Origin of the sequence: Amycolatopsis mediterranei, assembly GCF_026017845.1 — a bacterium.
Lineage (GTDB): Bacteria > Actinomycetota > Actinomycetes > Mycobacteriales > Pseudonocardiaceae > Amycolatopsis > Amycolatopsis mediterranei.
This window is the reverse complement of record NZ_CP100416.1, coordinates 1,441,984-1,458,128: the sequence shown is the minus strand read 5'-3', so window position 1 is coordinate 1,458,128 and position 16,145 is coordinate 1,441,984. Positions and strand designations below refer to the sequence as shown.

The 16,145-nt window shown below is 70.4% G+C and carries 14 protein-coding genes; 5 read left to right on the top strand and 9 right to left on the bottom strand.

The window, feature by feature from the left end; all coding sequences use genetic code 11:
• Window positions 1-29: 29 nt before the first annotated feature.
• On the bottom strand, window positions 30-2,984 hold the full coding sequence (locus ISP_RS07005) for an ATP-binding protein (RefSeq protein ID WP_014466650.1): 2,955 nt from the start codon (window positions 2,982-2,984) through the stop codon (window positions 30-32).
• Window positions 2,985-3,277: 293 nt separating this feature from the next.
• On the bottom strand, window positions 3,278-3,931 hold the full coding sequence (locus tag ISP_RS07000; protein ID WP_013223182.1) for a TetR/AcrR family transcriptional regulator: 654 nt from the start codon (window positions 3,929-3,931) through the stop codon (window positions 3,278-3,280).
• Here ISP_RS07000 and ISP_RS06995 point away from each other — a divergent pair.
• Window positions 3,872-5,008 carry an FAD-dependent monooxygenase gene (locus ISP_RS06995; RefSeq protein ID WP_034284685.1) on the top strand — a complete coding sequence of 379 codons (1,137 nt, stop codon included), beginning with the start codon at window positions 3,872-3,874 and terminating at the stop codon, window positions 5,006-5,008. The two genes, ISP_RS07000 and ISP_RS06995, sit on opposite strands and share 60 nt — an antisense overlap.
• Here ISP_RS06995 and ISP_RS06990 read toward each other — a convergent pair.
• The gene (locus tag ISP_RS06990; protein WP_013223180.1) at window positions 4,953-5,627 is read right to left on the bottom strand and encodes a response regulator transcription factor; all 675 of its coding nucleotides are present in this window, start codon (window positions 5,625-5,627) and stop codon (window positions 4,953-4,955) included. The two genes, ISP_RS06995 and ISP_RS06990, sit on opposite strands and share 56 nt — an antisense overlap.
• Window positions 5,624-7,198 carry a sensor histidine kinase gene (locus tag ISP_RS06985; protein ID WP_013223179.1) on the bottom strand — a complete coding sequence of 525 codons (1,575 nt, stop codon included), beginning with the start codon at window positions 7,196-7,198 and terminating at the stop codon, window positions 5,624-5,626. The genes ISP_RS06990 and ISP_RS06985 overlap by 4 nt, the downstream gene beginning before the upstream one ends.
• A gap of 425 nt (window positions 7,199-7,623) precedes the next feature.
• On the opposite strand from ISP_RS06985, the gene ISP_RS06980 reads away from it, so the two are divergent.
• Complete coding sequence (locus ISP_RS06980; RefSeq protein WP_013223178.1) at window positions 7,624-7,833, top strand: hypothetical protein; 210 nt, start codon at window positions 7,624-7,626, stop codon at window positions 7,831-7,833.
• The gene (locus tag ISP_RS06975) at window positions 7,830-8,576 is read left to right on the top strand and encodes a hypothetical protein (protein WP_013223177.1); all 747 of its coding nucleotides are present in this window, start codon (window positions 7,830-7,832) and stop codon (window positions 8,574-8,576) included. The genes ISP_RS06980 and ISP_RS06975 overlap by 4 nt, the downstream gene beginning before the upstream one ends.
• On the opposite strand, the gene ISP_RS06970 is transcribed toward ISP_RS06975, so the two are convergent.
• Both ISP_RS06970 and ISP_RS06965 read right to left on the bottom strand, forming a co-directional pair.
• Window positions 8,558-8,779, bottom strand: a complete 222-nt coding sequence (locus tag ISP_RS06970) for a hypothetical protein (protein ID WP_013223176.1) — start codon at window positions 8,777-8,779, stop codon at window positions 8,558-8,560. The two genes, ISP_RS06975 and ISP_RS06970, sit on opposite strands and share 19 nt — an antisense overlap.
• A gap of 8 nt (window positions 8,780-8,787) precedes the next feature.
• Window positions 8,788-9,915: an inorganic phosphate transporter gene (locus ISP_RS06965; RefSeq protein WP_013223175.1), complete on the bottom strand. Its 1,128-nt coding sequence runs from the start codon at window positions 9,913-9,915 to the stop codon at window positions 8,788-8,790.
• 194 nt (window positions 9,916-10,109) lie between these two features.
• On the opposite strand from ISP_RS06965, the gene ISP_RS06960 reads away from it, so the two are divergent.
• Both ISP_RS06960 and ISP_RS06955 read left to right on the top strand, forming a co-directional pair.
• Window positions 10,110-11,528: a carbon-nitrogen hydrolase family protein gene (locus tag ISP_RS06960; RefSeq protein ID WP_013223174.1), complete on the top strand. Its 1,419-nt coding sequence runs from the start codon at window positions 10,110-10,112 to the stop codon at window positions 11,526-11,528.
• Window positions 11,529-11,609: 81 nt separating this feature from the next.
• Window positions 11,610-12,473, top strand: a complete 864-nt coding sequence (locus tag ISP_RS06955) for an alpha/beta hydrolase family protein (RefSeq protein WP_013223173.1) — start codon at window positions 11,610-11,612, stop codon at window positions 12,471-12,473.
• Here ISP_RS06955 and ISP_RS06950 read toward each other — a convergent pair.
• From ISP_RS06950 to ISP_RS06940, 3 genes are all read right to left on the bottom strand, one after another.
• Window positions 12,457-13,614, bottom strand: a complete 1,158-nt coding sequence (locus tag ISP_RS06950; RefSeq protein WP_230468720.1) for an FAD-dependent oxidoreductase — start codon at window positions 13,612-13,614, stop codon at window positions 12,457-12,459. The two genes, ISP_RS06955 and ISP_RS06950, sit on opposite strands and share 17 nt — an antisense overlap.
• Window positions 13,615-13,721: 107 nt before the next feature.
• Entirely contained in the window at window positions 13,722-14,867 is a 1,146-nt protein-coding gene (hutI, locus tag ISP_RS06945) for an imidazolonepropionase (protein WP_013223171.1), read from the bottom strand.
• Window positions 14,855-16,105, bottom strand: coding sequence for a formimidoylglutamate deiminase (locus ISP_RS06940; protein WP_013223170.1), 1,251 nt, complete (start codon window positions 16,103-16,105; stop codon window positions 14,855-14,857). The genes hutI and ISP_RS06940 overlap by 13 nt, the downstream gene beginning before the upstream one ends.
• Window positions 16,106-16,145: the final 40 nt, after the last annotated feature.

Sequence of the window (16,145 nt, the reverse complement as noted above, 5' to 3'; positions counted from 1 at the left end):
CCTGAGCCGGCAGCCTCGGCGGACCCAGCCTACATGTTCGCCAACTCGTCCAGGGTCGCTCTGACGGCGGCCGCTTCGGGAACGGCCAACTCCCGGTATAGCGCCAGTGCTTGACGAAGGTACTCGATTCCCCGGGCCCCGTCAGCGGCTTTCAACGCACTTCGCCCGAGTCCTTCGAGTGCCCGACCCACCTGTAGCCGGACGCCGACCGCACGTGCCAAGTCAAGCGCTCGGCCATGGAGCTCTGCGGGGTCACCGGCATCGGGCCATTCCAAGGCGAGACTGCCGAGATTGTTCAGGTTCTCTGAGTGCCAGCCCTGGTCGTCGCCGAACAAGTCCGCTGCCCGGGTCATGTACGTGAACGCCAACCGGTGGTTGCCGGCGGCGTGGTGCAGCCGTCCGAGATTGGTCAAGGTAACCGCCACGCGAGCCCGGTAGTCCAGTTGGCTGTAGATGATCTGGGCACGGCTGTAGTAGCTGTCGGCCGTTCCGTAGTTGCCGCAGTCAAAGTGCATCCGGCCGAGGTTGTTCAAAGCCCTTGCCTCGGCGAATCGATCGCCGAGTTTTCTCGACAGCGACAGCGCCTGTGTGAAGGCGGCGACTGCGCACGCGTAGGCGCCGGACATGCCCTGCGCACACCCGACGGTGAGCAGGGCGCTCATTTCACCGGGTTCATTGCCTAGCAGGCGATAGAGGTCAAGACTACGCTCAGCATTCGTTCTCGCCGCTTCAAGGTCGCACGACCGATACTGAACACGGGCGAGCTGCGCGAACGTGGCGGCCACGCCGAGTGGGTTGTGGAGCTCTTCATACAGCTGGTGGGCGCGATCCAGGTACGCGGTAGCGCCGATGAAGTTGGAGACCTCCTGTTGGACGCGCCCTGCTTCGTTGAGCACGTCAGCTTCACCGAGCCGGTTGCCGAGTTCAAGGTACAGGTCTCGAGCACACGCCAAAGTAGCTGCAGCATCGTGGTAGTTGCCCAGCAGGCGCAGCACTCTGCCGAGGTCCGCGCGGGTTGCCGCCTCGACGACGAGATCGCCTGCCTCTTGCGCCGCCGTGAGCACGGCGCGCTGGAGGCGGTAGGCGTCGTGCCAGTACCCATGCTGCTCGAGGAACGGATACAGCGCGGCTGCTAACTCGGCTGCACGCCGCACACGGTTGCTGGCAGCGGCGGCGTTGATGCAGGCACCGATCGTTGGCCGCTCCGCGGTCAGCCAGGCGATCGCCTCGCCTTCAGTGTCGAACTTGCGGGTCGGCATCGGTAGCCTCGGCCCAAGGTCCAGCCGTGGTGAAGGACTAGCGGCGAACTGGCTAGCCGCCCGGACAGTCTCGAGGTAGTAATCGAGGAGACGCTCGAAGGCTCCTTTGTCCGTCTTCGGGTCGGTGAGTGACTGACTGTAGGCCTGTGTCAGGTCGTGCAGACGGTAACGACCGGGCGATGGTTCATCTAGCAGGTTGTTGAGGTACAACACCTCGAGTCGCTCGCGGGTGGCGTCGACGTCGTTGCCGTCGAGAGCCGCGGCGGCCGCGGCGTCGATGTGGCTGCCAGGGTGCAGGCTCAGACGCCGGAACAGCCGCTGCTGGTCCGGGTCCAGGTCGCGGTAGGAGAGTTCGAACGCGGCAGCCACGCTCCGGTTGTCGGCGCGAAGCGTCTTGAGGCGGTTTTGGGAGTGATTGAGGTCGTCGGCCAGCTGCCGGAGCGTCCAACTGGGGTGGCTGCGCAACCGGCCGGCGGTGAGTGAGATAGCCAGTGGCAGGTTTCCGCACAACGTCATCAGCTCAGCTACAGCGCCTGGTTCGTGCTGCTCTGGGGAGGTGAATCGATCGAACATCGCAGCAGCTTCCGCTGCCGGAAGCGTTTGCAGTGAGACGCGGCCGGCGTCGGCGATCGATTCGAATCGGTGCCGGCTGGTGATCAGCACAAGGCAGCCGGCCCCGCCGGGCAGGAGTGGCTGGATCTGCTCGCCGTCAACGGCGTCGTCGAGCAGGAGCAGAATCTTCTTTCCTGTCAGCTTCTCGCGCCACAACCGTGCGCGGTCATCGAGGTCGGCCGGGATGCCCAATGTCGACACACCTCGGAGAAACAGTAGTGAGGCAAGCGCGTCAGCAGGAGTAACTGGGACTTGCGACGGACTGTGCCCGTGTAGCTCCAGGAATATCTGTCCATCCGGGAAGTGGGCCGCCAGCTGATATGCAGCATGCACCGCGAAGGTCGTCTTCCCCGTTCCTGGCATACCGTCGATGACGTGGATCGCCATACCGAGGGTACCCTTCTCCGCCTCGGCGGTGACCGTCGCGGCGAGGATGTCGAGTTCCTTCGCGCGTCCGGTGAAGACCGGGAGATCTCGAGGCAGCGTGCACTGCCCGATCACCGGACCGTGGGCGTCGACCGTAGCCGGCTGCCGCGGAGGGGTGGGAATACCAAGCTCGGGATGGGGCGCACAGAAATGGTCGGGCAGGCTGATCCAGCCAGTCGCAATAGTCTCCTTGACGGCCACTCGAACCGGACGGAAGGTCGCCGCGTCCACGACAGTGCTGCTGCGAACGACCTCATCGAAGAACCAGTCTGACGTGATCAACGCGAGGACACCGGGCGATTCGGCCAGTGCGGCTTTCAGCTGTGGCGCTTCAAGGAGACGAAACGTCCGGTTGATCGCCGAGCCGGTCACGCCCTGATCGTCGTAAGCGACTTCTCCCGCGTGCAAAGCCATCCGCAGCCGGATCTGTTCTTCCGGTTGATGTGCCTCGTTGTGCCGTCGCAACTCGCGGGCGAGGACCATGGACAGGACCTCCACAAAGGGACTCTTCGGGACCTGCGCCGGTACCAGTACGAACGTGCCGTCACCGGTGCTCTCGTGACGGCAGTCGAACCACGGCACGCCCGCCTCGTCGAAGGCTCGACGCAGCGCTTGGTCAAGCCCCCGGCGAACCGTCAATCTATGCGGCGTCGTCCGGCGCAAAGCCCCGTAGCTCTCGATGTCCACTGCCAGGATCGTGCGATGAACAACCTGTCTTGAATGCTCCATGTCCCCCCACAGGGTCGAGCCTAGTTTAAGAAGGGGCTACTGGAAGCGCCACCACGCTCGCGACGAGCGGTACAGTCAGTCGGACGAATGGTCGCGAGAGTAAGCCGCACTGAATCAGCAACTGAAGATCGCGCATCGACAGCCGCGCACACCTCTATCCGGCACTGCCGATCAATTGCGGCTTCTGGACCTGAAACCGCGCGCAGGCACCTGATCGACCGAGAGGCTGAGCAATATGTTGTGATCGACTTTCAGGCCACGCCGATCCCCGTGAGGATTTCCCGGGCACTCGCCACCAGCTCATCCAAGTCAGGCGGCGCAAGCGATCCCGTCCCCGCCAAGGCCCCGAAGATCGTCCCCTCCATCCAGTCCACCACGACCCTCGCGTGCCGCGAAGGGTCCGCCGAACCGGCCGCCTCCAGCGCCGCCGCTGCTTGGCGGCGGATCTGCAAACCGCCCTCGTCGTACACCGCTCGCAGCTCCGGGCGCCGCGTCGCCTCCAGCGCGAACTCGTAGCGCGCCAGCATCCGCGTCCGCCCCGAAGTGATCGCCTCGAACGCGTAGCCCGCGATGAACTCCGCCAAGGACCCCGACGCCCCAGTCGGAGCCTGGTCCAGAACCACGATCCGCGCGATCGTCAGCTCCAGCAGCGCCGCCCGCGTGCGCGCGTAGTACGACGTCGACCCCACCGGCAGGCCCGCCGCGCGATCGACCGCCCGGTGGGTCAAGCCGCGCATGCCCTCCGCCGCGATCACCCCAATCGCTGCGTCGGCGATCACATCCACTCGCTCCACGAAAATACACTCTACAGGCGTAGAGTCCTCTACAAATGTAGAGGAGGCGACATGCACGCAGTAGTGGTCGGCGGAGGCATCGGCGGCCTGGCGGCGGCCGCGGGGCTGCACCGGGTCGGCTGGACCGTCACCGTCCTCGAGAAAGCGCCCGAGTTCGGCGACGTCGGTGCCGGGATCTCGCTCTGGCCGAACGCCCTGCGCAGCCTCGACGAACTCGGTGTCGACCTCGGCAGGCGCCTGGCCCCGCAGCAAGAAGGCAGGTTCCGCGACCGCCGCGGCCGGCGGATCTCCCACTTCGACGCCACCGAGTTCGCGCGCTGGCACGGGCGGCCGCTCGGCGCGATCCACCGTCGGGACCTCATCGCCGCCCTCCGGGACGCGGTTCCCGCCGAAAGCCTGTGCACCGGCCAAGAAGTCACCGAAGTCCGCGAAGACGGCCTGGTCCGCGTAGGCAGCAAAGAACTGCGTGCCGACCTCGTCGTCGCGGCCGACGGCATCCACAGCCGGGTGCGCCACACGCTCTTCCCGGACCACCCGGAACCCGTTTACACCGGCAGCACGGCGTTCCGCGGCGTCGCGCACCGCCCCGGAACCGGGCTGAGCACGAGCTTCGACCGCGGCACCGAAGTCGGCGTCCTCCCGCTGACCGGCGGCGACGTCTACTGGTGGATCTCGACCCTCGCCGCACCCGGCACCCGGCGAGCCGACCTCGAACAGACCTTCGGGAACTGGCACGACCCGATCCCAGCCCTCCTGGCCGCCACCCCGCCCGAAGCCGTGCTGCACCACGACCTCTACTACCTCGGCACCCCGCTCCCCGCCTACACCCGCGGCCAGATCGCGCTGCTCGGCGACGCCGCCCACGCGATGTCTCCGTTCCTCGGCCAGGGCGGCTGCCAGGCCATCGAGGACGCCGTCGTGCTCGCCCACGCGGTGTCCACACAGGACACCGTCGACGCGGCCCTCGTGCGCTACGACCGGCAACGACGGCCGCGCAGTCAGCACGTCGTGCGCGAGTCCGTCCGGATGGGCAAACTCGGCCCGCAGCTGACCAACCCCGTCGCGGTGGGACTGCGCACGGCCCTGCTGAAGTGCCTGCCGGCCAAAGCGACGGCCCGCGCCGGCGCGGGGATCACGGGGTGGACGCCGCCGCGTCTCCGCCGACCAGTCCCGCCTCGTACGCCGTGATCGCCGCCTGGACCCGGTTCTTCGCGCCGAGCCGGTTCAGGATCGTGCTCACGTGTGCCTTCACCGTGCCCTCGACGACGAACATCTTCGCCGCGATGTCCGCATTGGACAGTCCCGAGCCCAGCAGCGTCAGCACTTCCCGCTCGCGCGGGGTCAGCGCGGCGATCCGCTCGCGGGCCGCGGCGGCGCGTGCCAGCTGTCCGCCGGAGAGCCGGGCGATCACCCGCTGGGCCACCTTCGGCGAGAGGAACGCGGCCCCGCCGGCGACGGCGTGGATACCGGAGAGGAGCTCGCGCGGGTCGCCCGACTTGAGCAGGAACCCGCCCGCGCCGAGGCCGAGGGCGCGCTCGATGTACTCGTCCTCGCCGAACGTGGTCAGCATGATCACGCCGGTCGCGGGCAGCAGCCGCCGGATCTCGGCGGCCGCGCCGAGGCCGTCGAGACCCGGCATCCGGATGTCCAGGAGCACGACGTCGGGGCGCGTGGCGAGGACCTGGGAGACAGCCGAACGGCCGTCGGCGGCTTCGGCGACGACCTCGATGCCCGGGTCCGCGGCGAGGATCGCCGCCACTCCCGCCCGCATCATCGCTTCGTCGTCGGCCAGCACGACCTTGATCACGGTGCCCCCTCGGCGAACCAGTCCTTCGCCACCAGCATCCCATCGGCGAAGCACAGCCGGTAGGCGGCGTAGTCGTTGTCGAGCCACGACCGCCCGGTGCCGTAGTACTCGCAGGCGACCCCGGGCACGGCCGGCCGCGGCGGCTCGCTCCGCAGCGGCCGGGCGTCACGCTGGTTCTCCGGCAGCTGCGGCGCCACGTCGGTCCGCGGCTGCCCGATCCGCAGCCGCTCGTAGACCCCGGTGGACAGCTCCGAGGAATTCCACTGGTAGAGGAACGCGATCCCGGCGACCGCCAGGACCAGCCCGAACAGGACGAGCGGGACGGTGACGGCCTGGATCAGGCTGCGCCGCACATCGCGCCGGGCCAGTTCGAGGGCCCGTGCCGACGTCGACAGCCCGGCCTCCTCGTCAGCCGGGGCGGTCTCCGGCCGCTCGACCGGCGCGGCGCCGTGCGGCAGCGTCGCGGTGACGGCGAACCCGCCGGCGTCGGGCCCGGCCCGCAGTGTGCCGCCGACGAGCCGGACGCGCTCCCGCAGGCCGATCAGCCCGACGTGCCCGGACGCGGTCCCGGGCAGCGGCCCGGCGGGCGGCGGCGCGTTGACCACGCTGACGTCGGTCCGCGCGCCGGCGCTGGTCACCCGGACCGTCACGGCGGCGCCCGGCGCGTGCTTCGCCACGTTCGTCAGCGCTTCCTGCACCACGCGGTAGGCCGCGCGGGCCACCATCGGCGGCACCTCCGCGACGTCCACTGTGGACTCGATGAGCAGCCCGGACGCCCGCGCCCTGGCGATCAGCGCACCGAGGTCGCCCTGCACCGGCTCGACCGGCGCGGCGTCCTCGCGCAGCACGCCGATGATCTCGCGCAGCCGCTCGGTCGCCGTCGCGGCGCTGGTCCGCAGCTGTGCGGCGGCGTCGCGCTGGGCGTCGCCGAGCCCGCCCGCGACCTCCAGCGCGGCGGCGCGGACGGCGATCAGGCTCAGCTCGTGCCCCAGCGAGTCGTGCATGTCGCTCGCAATCCGCGCCCGCTCCCGCAGCCGGGCCTGCTCGGCGACCAGCTGCTGCCTGCTCTCCATCTCCTCGGCCCGGCGCCAGCCGGTGCGGGCGAGCTCGCCGCGGACCCGGACGTACCGGCCGAGCAGCCACGGCGACAGCCCGGCGAAGACGAGGATCGCAACCAGCTCTGCCCAGTCGCCCAGCCCGTCGGTGCCGAAGACCAGTGCGACCGGGAGGCCCACGACCGCGACGGCCGTCCCGGTCAGGACCCCGGGGCGGGCGCGCGGCATCCGCAGCCCGGCCTGGTAGCTCATCGCGACCAGCACGAAGATCACCCACGCGGGCACCCGGTTGCCGTACGGGAACGGCACGGCCAGCGCGCCGCTCAGCGCGATGCCGAGTGAGACGGCCGGGTACCGCCGGGCCGTCGCGACCGAACCGGCCACGACCACGAGACCACCGGCCAGCTCTCCGTACGACCGGCTCTCCAGCGTGCCCGCGACGACGATGAACGCGAGGAACAGCCCGACGGCGACGTCGAGCGCCGTCTGCCACCTGCGCTTAGTCACCGTCCGCACGAAATCGAAGCTACAAGGCGTGACGGCGGCCGACCACTGCCGAAAGTCAACCGTTCAGCACGTCCACGCCCTGCAGTGGCTCCAGTCTCGGCGTCTCCGTGAGCGGTGCTCTCGAAGTTGAACATCGCTCGCAGTGGCGCGTGAGCAGTGCTCTTGTTTCAGAGCACCACGCCGGGCCGGGTGTGAGCAGTGCTCTCGACGCCGGTCGTTGTGCGCCGCGATGCGTGAGCAGTGCTCTCGATATCGAGCATCGCTCGCCCATCGCGCGAGAGCAGTGCTCTCGAAGCTGAGCACTGCCGGTCGCCGCACGAGAGCAGTGCTCACAACACGGAGCACTTGGGCAGCACCGCCGCCGACACGGACGGTGGACGTCTTGATGCGCATATCCGCCCGGTGGCGCCCGCGGTGTTGCATGATGATCCACCATGGCCGAGCGCACACTCGCCGACCAGTTGGGCGGCTACCTCCCCGAAGGCATCGAGGCCCTCGAAGAGCACGAGCGGCAGGACCTCGCCGACGCGCTGCGCGACGCGCGCAGGCGGCAGGCGAAAGCGCTCGCCGAAGCGGGCGAAGAAGGCCTCCTGTACGTTCCCGCGCTGCTGCGCGGCGCGGTCCGGAAGGCGGTCGGCCTGTGACAGAGAACTACGCCGCCGAGGCCGAAATCCTCAAGCTGGCCCGCGTCCTCGACGTCGAGCCCGCGCGCCTGGCCTACCTCGGCCGTGTCGACGCCGACGACCTGCAGGCCTTCCGCGGGCAGGTCACCGACACGCTGTTCGACGCCAACGCCGCCGCGCTGCAGCGGATGGCCCTGGCCGCGCGGGTCGTGCCCGTCGGGGTGCTCGCCAAGATCGCCGAGAAGGTGTTCGGCCCGCTGCTCTGCGCCCGGATCGCCGGGCTGGTCGACGTCGGGCGCGGGGTCGACGTCGCCAAGCGGCTCAGCCCCCGCTTCCTCGCCGACGTGGCCGCGGAGCTCGACCCGCGGCGCGCGAGCGCGATCATCAGCCGGATCCCCTTGGACACCGTCCTCGCCGTCGCCGGCGAACTGGCGCACAAGGAGGACTGGATCACCCTCGGCCGGTTCGTCGGGCACCTGCCGGACCCCACCGTGCAGCAGGCCCTGAACCGGATCGACGACCCGTCGCTGCTGCGGATCGCGTTCGTGCTCGACGACAAGCGCCGCGTCGACCACGTCGTCGGCCTGCTCCCGGCGCACCGGCTCGGCCGGCTGGTCACGGCGGCGAGCGCCGACGAAGACCTCTGGACGCCGGCGCTCGACCTGCTGACCCACCTGGGCGAGGCGCGGCGCGCCACGCTCAAACCGATGCTCGCCGACCTGCCCGAAGGGTTCCGGGACCGCGTTCAGGCGACGATCAAGTAGATCCCGTAGCCGATGATCGCCAGGCAGGCAGCGAAGCAGACGACCGCGCCGGCCAGCGGCCCGCTGCCCGAGCCACCCGCCTCACGCGCCGATTCGCGCTGCGATAGCCCGACCACGCCGAAGGAGAAGAGGCTCGTCAGCACGACGACCGAAGCCAGCGCGACGACGAAGACGAGACCGAGGGAACCCCAATTGATGTGCACGGCGCTCCTCAGGCGTTGGCCGGCTGCGTGACGCCGGGCTCGGGCTCGTTGATGGAGTTGGCGTTGACGGGGTTCCGCTTCGACGCGAGGTAGATGCCCAGCGCGATGACGACCCCGGCCAGGCCGACCAGCACGGTGCCCCAGGTCCCGAGCGTCGAGACCTCGGCGGCGAGCGCCCCGACGATCGCGGCGGCGGGCAGCGTCAGCGCCCAGGCCAGGACCATCCGGCCCGCGACGCCCCAGCGGACCTCGGCGAGCTTGCGGCCGAGCCCGGAACCGATGATGCCACCCGAGCAGACGTGCGTGGTGGACAGCGCGAACCCGAGGTGCGCCGACGTCAGGATGACCGCCGCGGCGCTGGTTTCGGCCGCGAACCCCTGCGGCGTCTGGATTTCGGTCAGCTTCTTGCCCATCGTCTGGATGATCCGCCAGCCGCCGAGGTAGGTGCCGAGGGCGATCGCGGTACCGGCGGTCAGGATCACCCAGACCGGCGGGCTCGAGTTCGGCGCGAGCGAGCCGGAGGCGATCAGCGTCAGCGTGATGACGCCCATGGTCTTCTGCGCGTCGTTCGTGCCGTGGGCGAGCGAGACCAGCGAGGCGGAGGCGATCTGGCCGGCCTTGAACGTGCGGCCCACCGTGTCCTGCTTCGCCCGGGCGGTGATCCGGTAGACGAGGAAGGTGCCCAGCGTCGCGACGATCCCGGCGACGATCGGCGAAGCGAGCGCCGGGATCAGGACCTTCTCGACGACCTTGCCGAAGTGGACGGCGTCGGAACCCGAGGCGATCCAGGTCGCGCCGATCAGCCCGCCGAACAGCGCGTGCGACGAACTCGACGGCAGCCCGATCAGCCAGGTCACCAGGTTCCACACGATGGCGCCGACGAGTCCGGCGAAGATGATCACCGGTGTCACCTTCGTGTCGTCGACGATCCCGCCGGAGATCGTCTTGGCGACCTCGACCGAGAGGAACGCGCCGACGAGGTTCAGCACGGCCGAAACGGCGACGGCGACTCTCGGTTTCAGTGCGCCGGTGGCGATGGAGGTGGCCATCGCGTTGGCGGTGTCGTGGAAGCCGTTGGTGAAGTCGAAGGCCAGCGCGGCGACGATCACCACCAGCACGATCAGCGAGAAGTCCATGGGCGGCCCACTTTCGTTGCTGTTCGTTAGCAACGCTACTGATCGACGGGGACGGCTCCGATCCCTGTCGAGTGACGGCTTACTGAACTCTGCGTGAACCGGGGTGGGGTAAGCCCTACCCCGATCCGGTGGTCCGGCCCAGTGTGGCCACCCGCGTCGCCTGGAACCCTCGAACCCGGGCGGAAGGGGCCACGATGAACAAGCTGGGATGGGCGCTCGTCGCGACAGTCGCGTCGGCGGTGTTGTTCTTCTTCGGCACGGGCTTGGACCCGGTGCCCGAACTCGCGTGGCTGGCACCGCTGCCGGTCCTGCTGCTCGCGCCACGCGTCCCCGGCGCCGCGGCGATGGCCTGCGCGTTCGTCGCCTACCTCGCGGGCAGCGCCGGGAGCTGGAGTTACTTCTGGCATTCGCTTTCGATCCCGCGCCCCGCGGCGATCGGGATCCTCGGCGGCAGCGCGCTGCTGTTCGCCCTGTCCGCCGGGCTGTTCCGGGTGCTGGTCCGGCGCGGGCACGGCTTGCCGGCAGCGCTGGCCGCACCCGCGTTGTGGACCGTCGTGCTCTACGTCGTTTCGCTGCTCAACCCCACCGGCGTGATGGACACCCTGATGACGACCCAGGCCGACCGGCCGTCCGTGCTGCGGCTCGCCACGGTGACCGGCGGCTGGGGCGTGGAGTTCCTGGTGCTGTTCGTCCCGGCCGCCGTGGCCGCCGCGCTGGCCCCGGGCGTCCGCGCCCGAGCCCGGCTCTCCGGCCTGGTCGTCACCGCCGCGGTGCTGGCCGGGCTCGTCTTCTGGACCACGCCGCCGCTCACCGGGCCGCCGACGCGGATCGCCCTGCTCGCCATGGGACAGAGCCGCTGGGCGCTCGACGTCGCCACGTTCGAGGGCCGCACCCGCATTCAGTCCTATGTGGACGAAATCGGCCGGCTACCGGAGGGCGTCCAGGCGGTCGTGCTCCCCGAAGCCACCTTCGCGGTGGACGAGGCCAGCCGTCCGCGGCTCGTCGAGGCCTTCACCCAGGTCGCCCGCGCGAAGAACCTCGACGTGGTCACCGGCGTCATCGACACGACCCCGGACGGCCGGTTCAACGCCGCGCTGGCGATCCCGCCGTCCGGCCCGCCGGTGGAGTACCGCAAGTGGCACAACGGGGATTCGCCGAACCTCGGTTCCGGCACCCGAACCGCGCACCTCGCCGGGATCGGGCTCATGGTGTGCATGGACGTCAACTTCGCCGACCCCAGCGGCGAATACGGCGAGGCCGGCACCGGTCTGGTCCTCATCCCGGCGTCCGACGAAGACGTCGACGGCTGGGCCCACAGCCGCACCGCGCTGATCCGCGGCGTCGAGAACGGCTTCTCGGTGGCGTGGAGCGCCGCGCGCGGCACGCCGATGCTGGCCGACGCCCGAGGACACGTGCTGGCCGAAACCCACACCGGTGACCGCCCGTTCTCGGTGGTCGTCGCCGACGTCCCGCTCGGTCCCGGCAAGACCCCCTACGCCCGCTTCGGCGACTGGTTCGCCTGGCTCTGCGGGCTGGTCGCGCTGGCCGGGATCGGCACCGCGGCCCGCAGGCCGTCGTTGTCACCCGTCACAACAAACGCCGGACAACTCTAAGCGTTTTCCCAGGTCGCCTCCAGCGGTCTGTGACCGACCATGATCTGGGTCACGTACTGACGGGTAACTGGAGGCAACGGAATGCGGGTCACCAACGGCGGTGCCAAGCGAATCCTGGCCGTGCTCGCCGCGGCGCTCACCTTCGGCGCGCTCGCGCCATCGGTCGCCGAAGCGGCCCCGAGCAGCGGCTGGAACGACTGGGGCTGCCGTCCGTCGGCCGCGCACCCGGAGCCCGTCGTGCTCGTCCACGGTCTCGGCGCGAACGACACCGTCAACTGGTTCTTCCACGCGCCGAAGATCGCCGCCCAGGGCTACTGCGTCTTTTCGCTGACGTACGGCACGGGCGTCCTCGGTCCCGGCGTCGGCGGGCTCGCGTCCATGCGCGACAGCGCGGCGCAGCTCGGCCGGTTCGTCGACCGGGTCCGGTCCACGACCGGAGCGGCGAAGGTCGACATCGTGGGTCACTCCGAAGGCAGCACGATGCCCGCGTACTACCTGAAGTACGGCGGCGCCGCCAAGGTCGCCCGCTTCGTCGGCTTCGGCGCCAACTACCGCGGGACGACGCTCGGCGGCCTCGACGCGCTCGCCAAGGCCCTGCTGACGTCCGTGCCCGAGCTCGGTGCGGTCCTGCGCACGGCGTGCGGCGCGTGCACGGAATACCTGGCGCCGTCGGCCTTCCTGGACGACCTCGCCCGCGGCGGCGTCCACGTCCCCGGCCCCACCTACACGAGCATCGTGAGCAAGTACGACGAAGTCGTCACGCCCTACACCAGCGGAATCCTCGGTGAACCGGGCACCACGGACATCGTCCTGCAGGACTTCTGCGCGGGAGACGCGTCCGGGCACCTGAGCCAGGCGGCCGACCCGAACGTCACCGGCCTGATCCTGCACGCGCTCGACGCGGGCTACGCACCGACGTGCACGCCGTTCACCCTGCCGTTGTGAGCGGGTTCTGCCCGAGGTACCGGCGCCCGTTTTCGGCGGACTCCCGCACCGCGGCGAACCCGTAGTCCACCATCGCGGTCTCGTAGGCCGCCACCGCTTCGAGCGGCGGAGCCCCGGCGAGCGCGGACGCCAACGCCGCACCGTCGCGCAACGCGGTGTTGGCGCCCGCGCCGGCGGCCGGGCTCATCGCGTGGATCGCGTCGCCGACGAGCGTCACGTGCGACGGTTCCCACGGCCCGATCGGGATGCTTGTCCGGATGGGTTGCGGGAACGTCGCCGGGACGTCCCAGTGCTCGACCATCGCGCGGGCCACCGGGTGCCAGCCGTCGACCAGGCGGAGCGCCACCTTCTGCAGGTCCTCCGGCGCCATCGCGGCGAGCTCGGCCTCGGAGTGGCCGGCGATCTCCCAGCGCGCGCCCACCGAGCAGGTCATGTACGGCCGGTCGTCGCGCAACCGCAGGTCCGGCACCAGCCGTGCGCACGCGCCGGCCACCGGTTCGGGGTAGTCGACCGGCGCGAACCCGGCCATCGTCCGGTCCGGCCCGATCATCATCGAGAACACCGCGAACATCTCCGGCTCGAACAGCGCGCGCGTTTCCGGCGTCAGCGGGATCCGGCCGTAGAGGTGCACCAGCCCGGCGTCGACGACCTGGGCGTGCGGGAGGTACTGCCGGCGCACACCGGAGTTGATGCCGTCGGCGCCGACGAGCAGGTCGCCCCGCGCGGCCGTCCCGTCGGCGAAATGCGCGGTCACGCCGTCGGCGCCGGTCTCGTAGTGCGTGAACTGCTTGCCGTAGGCGACTTCCTGGCCGTGCAGCAGGATCTGCCGCAGGGTGAAGCGGTTGATGTTGAGGTGCGTTCCCTCGCCTTCCAAGCGCGTGAGCAGCCGCAACCGGTGGTCGTAGACGTTCGTGTGCGGCAACGCGCGACCGGCGGTGGCGCGGAAGAGTTCGTGCAGCTCCGGCGGCAGCACTTCGCGCAACGCCGTGTCGCCGACGCCGCTGATGTGCAGCCGGTACCCCTGCTTGCGCGCGCCCGCCGACTCGTCGCGTTCGTAGACCCGGCAAGGGATTCCGGCGCGGCGCAGGCCGTGCGCAAGGCTCAGGCCACCCAGGCCGGCACCGATGATGATCACAGACACAGCTGTCCCTTCGTCACGGATGAAGAAGGGACGCACAGGTAAGCCTGCGTAAGCCGCCCGGACTAACCCATACCGGACTGTGTCTTCGCGCGTCCTCGCTTTCGACGTTAGCGCACGCGCTCCCCGGCCCGCCACACCAGGTTCGTCAGCGGCACGCCGGGCCGGTAAGCCAGGTGCGTCACCGAAGGCGCGTCGAGCACGTGGACGTCCGCCCGGGCGCCAGGACGCAGCACGCCCACGTCGTCGCGGCGCAGCGCCTTCGCGCCGCCGGCCGTGGCGGCCCAGACCGCCTCCTCGATCGTCATGCGCATCTGCAGCACGGCCGTTGCGACACAGAACGCCATCGACGTCGTGTACGAGCTGCCCGGGTTGGCGTTGCTGGCCAGCGCCACCATCGCCCCCGCGTCGAGCAGCCGCCGAGCCGGAGCCAGGGGCTGGCGGGTCGACAAGTCGCACGCGGGCAGCAGAGTCGCGACCGTCTCGGCAGCCGCCAGCGCTTCGAGGTCCGCGTCCGACAGATAGGTGCAGTGGTCGACGCTCGCCGCGCCCAGCTCGACCGCCAGCCGGACACCGGGTCCCTCGCCGAGTTGGTTGCCGTGCACCCGCAGGCCGAGCCCGCGCTCGGCGGCGGCCTTCAGCACCCGTGCCGACTGGGTCTCGTCGAACGCCCCCGTCTCGCAGAAGACGTCCGCCCAGCGCACGCTTTCCGCCACCGCGTCGAGCATCTCGCCGCAGACGAGGTCCACATAGGACTCGGCGTCGGCGCCGGGCGGCACGAGGTGCGCGCCGAGGAACGTGACCTCGTCGGCCACTTTGCCGGCGATCCGGGCGCTTCGGGCTTCGTCCGCGACGGTCAGCCCGTAGCCCGTCTTCGTCTCCAGGCAGGTCGTCCCCTGCCGGGCCGCCTCGTCGACGTGGCGGCGCAGGTTCGCCGCCAGCTGCTCGTCGGACGCCTCCCGCGTGGCCCCGACCGTGATCGCGATTCCGCCTGCCGTGTACGGCTTTCCGGCCATTCGCGCCTCGAACTCGGCGGTGCGGTCCCCGGCGAAGACGAGGTGCGTGTGGCTGTCGACCCAGCCGGGCAGCACCGCGCGGCCCTCGACGTCGACGCGCTCGTCGGCGTCCGGCGCGCTCGACGCCGGTCCGGCCCAGGCGACTTTCGAGCCGTCCAAAACCAGGGCCGCGTCGGAAAGACGGCCCAGCGCCGGGTCGTTGGTGGTGAGCTCGCCGATGCCCGTGATCAGGACTGCCACAGTGCCTCGATCTCCTTCGCCAGTACGGATTCCGGTCGGTCGACGAGCAGGTGCGCGCCGTCCCGCACGACCTCGCGGCCGGCGACGACGACGTTTCGGACATCGGCCCCCGACGCCGCGAACACGACGCCCGACGGCTCGATCCCGGCCGTCCGCAGCGAATCCAGGGACACGGTGACGAGGTCCGCGCCCGCTCCGACGGCGAGCGTGCCGACCTCGTTCCACCCGATCGTCGCGTGGTGCGTGCCCGCTTCGAGCAGTTCCTCGGCGCTGAACCGGCCACGCTCTTCGCTGGCCAGACGATCGTCCAGCTCCAGCGCCCGCGTCTCTTCGAACGCGTCGACGATGGCGTTGCTGTCGCTGCCGATGCTCAGCGGCACGCCGGCATCCCGCAGGGCGCGGGCCGGCCCGATGCCGTCGCCGAGGTCGCGTTCGGTGGTCGGGCAGAAGCACGCCCCGACCCGGAACTCGCCGAGCCACCGCACGTCCTGGTCGGTGAGGTGGGTCGCGTGCACGACAGTGAGCCGTTCGCCGAGCACCCCGTGGTCCCCCAGCAGCCCGGTCGGGGTGAACCCGGTGGCCGCTTCGCACTGCTCGTTCTCGGCGCGCTGCTCGGACAGGTGGATGTGCAGCGGCCGGTTCCCCGGCACACCGTCGTCCACTTGGGACAACTCGTCCTCGGGTACCGCGCGCACGGAATGGATCGCCCCGCCGACCCGGAACAGCTCGTCTTCTTTCAGCGTGGAGACCCGCGAAGCCCACGCCGAGGCCGAGCCGTCGGAGAACCGCCGCTGGACCTCGTCGGGTTCGACGCCGATGCCGCCCGCGAGGTAACACGTGTCGAGGAGTGTCAGCCGGATCCCGGCATCGGCCGCGGCCTGCCGCAGGGCCGCCCCCATCGCGTTCGGATCGGCGTAGGGCTTCCCGCCGGGCGCGTGGTGCAGGTAGTGGAACTCCCCGACGCTCGTGTACCCGCCGAGCACCATTTCGGCGTAGACCCCGCGGGCCAGCCGGTAGTAGGTGTCGGGATCGAGCCGGGACGCCAGCGCGTACATCCGCTCGCGCCAGGTCCAGAACGTGCCGCGCTCGTGGTGCGTCCGCCCCCGCAGGGCCCGGTGGAAGGCGTGCGAATGCCCGTTGGCGAACCCAGGCAGGGTCAGCCCCGTGAGCACGGTGCCGGACCGCGGCGAGCCCGGTGTCGCGCCCGTGATCCGGCCGCCGTCGACGTCGATCCGCACCCCGGCCGCGATCCCGCCCGGCAGCCAGGCCTGTTCGCAC

What these genes read in the sequence shown, in the direction of transcription:
- ISP_RS06955 (WP_013223173.1), top strand. Translation starts at nt 11,610, where the DNA reads ATGCGGGTCACCAACGGCGGTGCCAAGCGAATCCTGGCCGTGCTCGCC.
- ISP_RS06965 (WP_013223175.1), bottom strand. Translation starts at nt 9,915, where the DNA reads ATGGACTTCTCGCTGATCGTGCTGGTGGTGATCGTCGCCGCGCTGGCC.
- ISP_RS06980 (WP_013223178.1), top strand. Translation starts at nt 7,624, where the DNA reads ATGGCCGAGCGCACACTCGCCGACCAGTTGGGCGGCTACCTCCCCGAA.
- ISP_RS06995 (WP_034284685.1), top strand. Translation starts at nt 3,872, where the DNA reads ATGCACGCAGTAGTGGTCGGCGGAGGCATCGGCGGCCTGGCGGCGGCC.
- ISP_RS06960 (WP_013223174.1), top strand. Translation starts at nt 10,110, where the DNA reads ATGAACAAGCTGGGATGGGCGCTCGTCGCGACAGTCGCGTCGGCGGTG.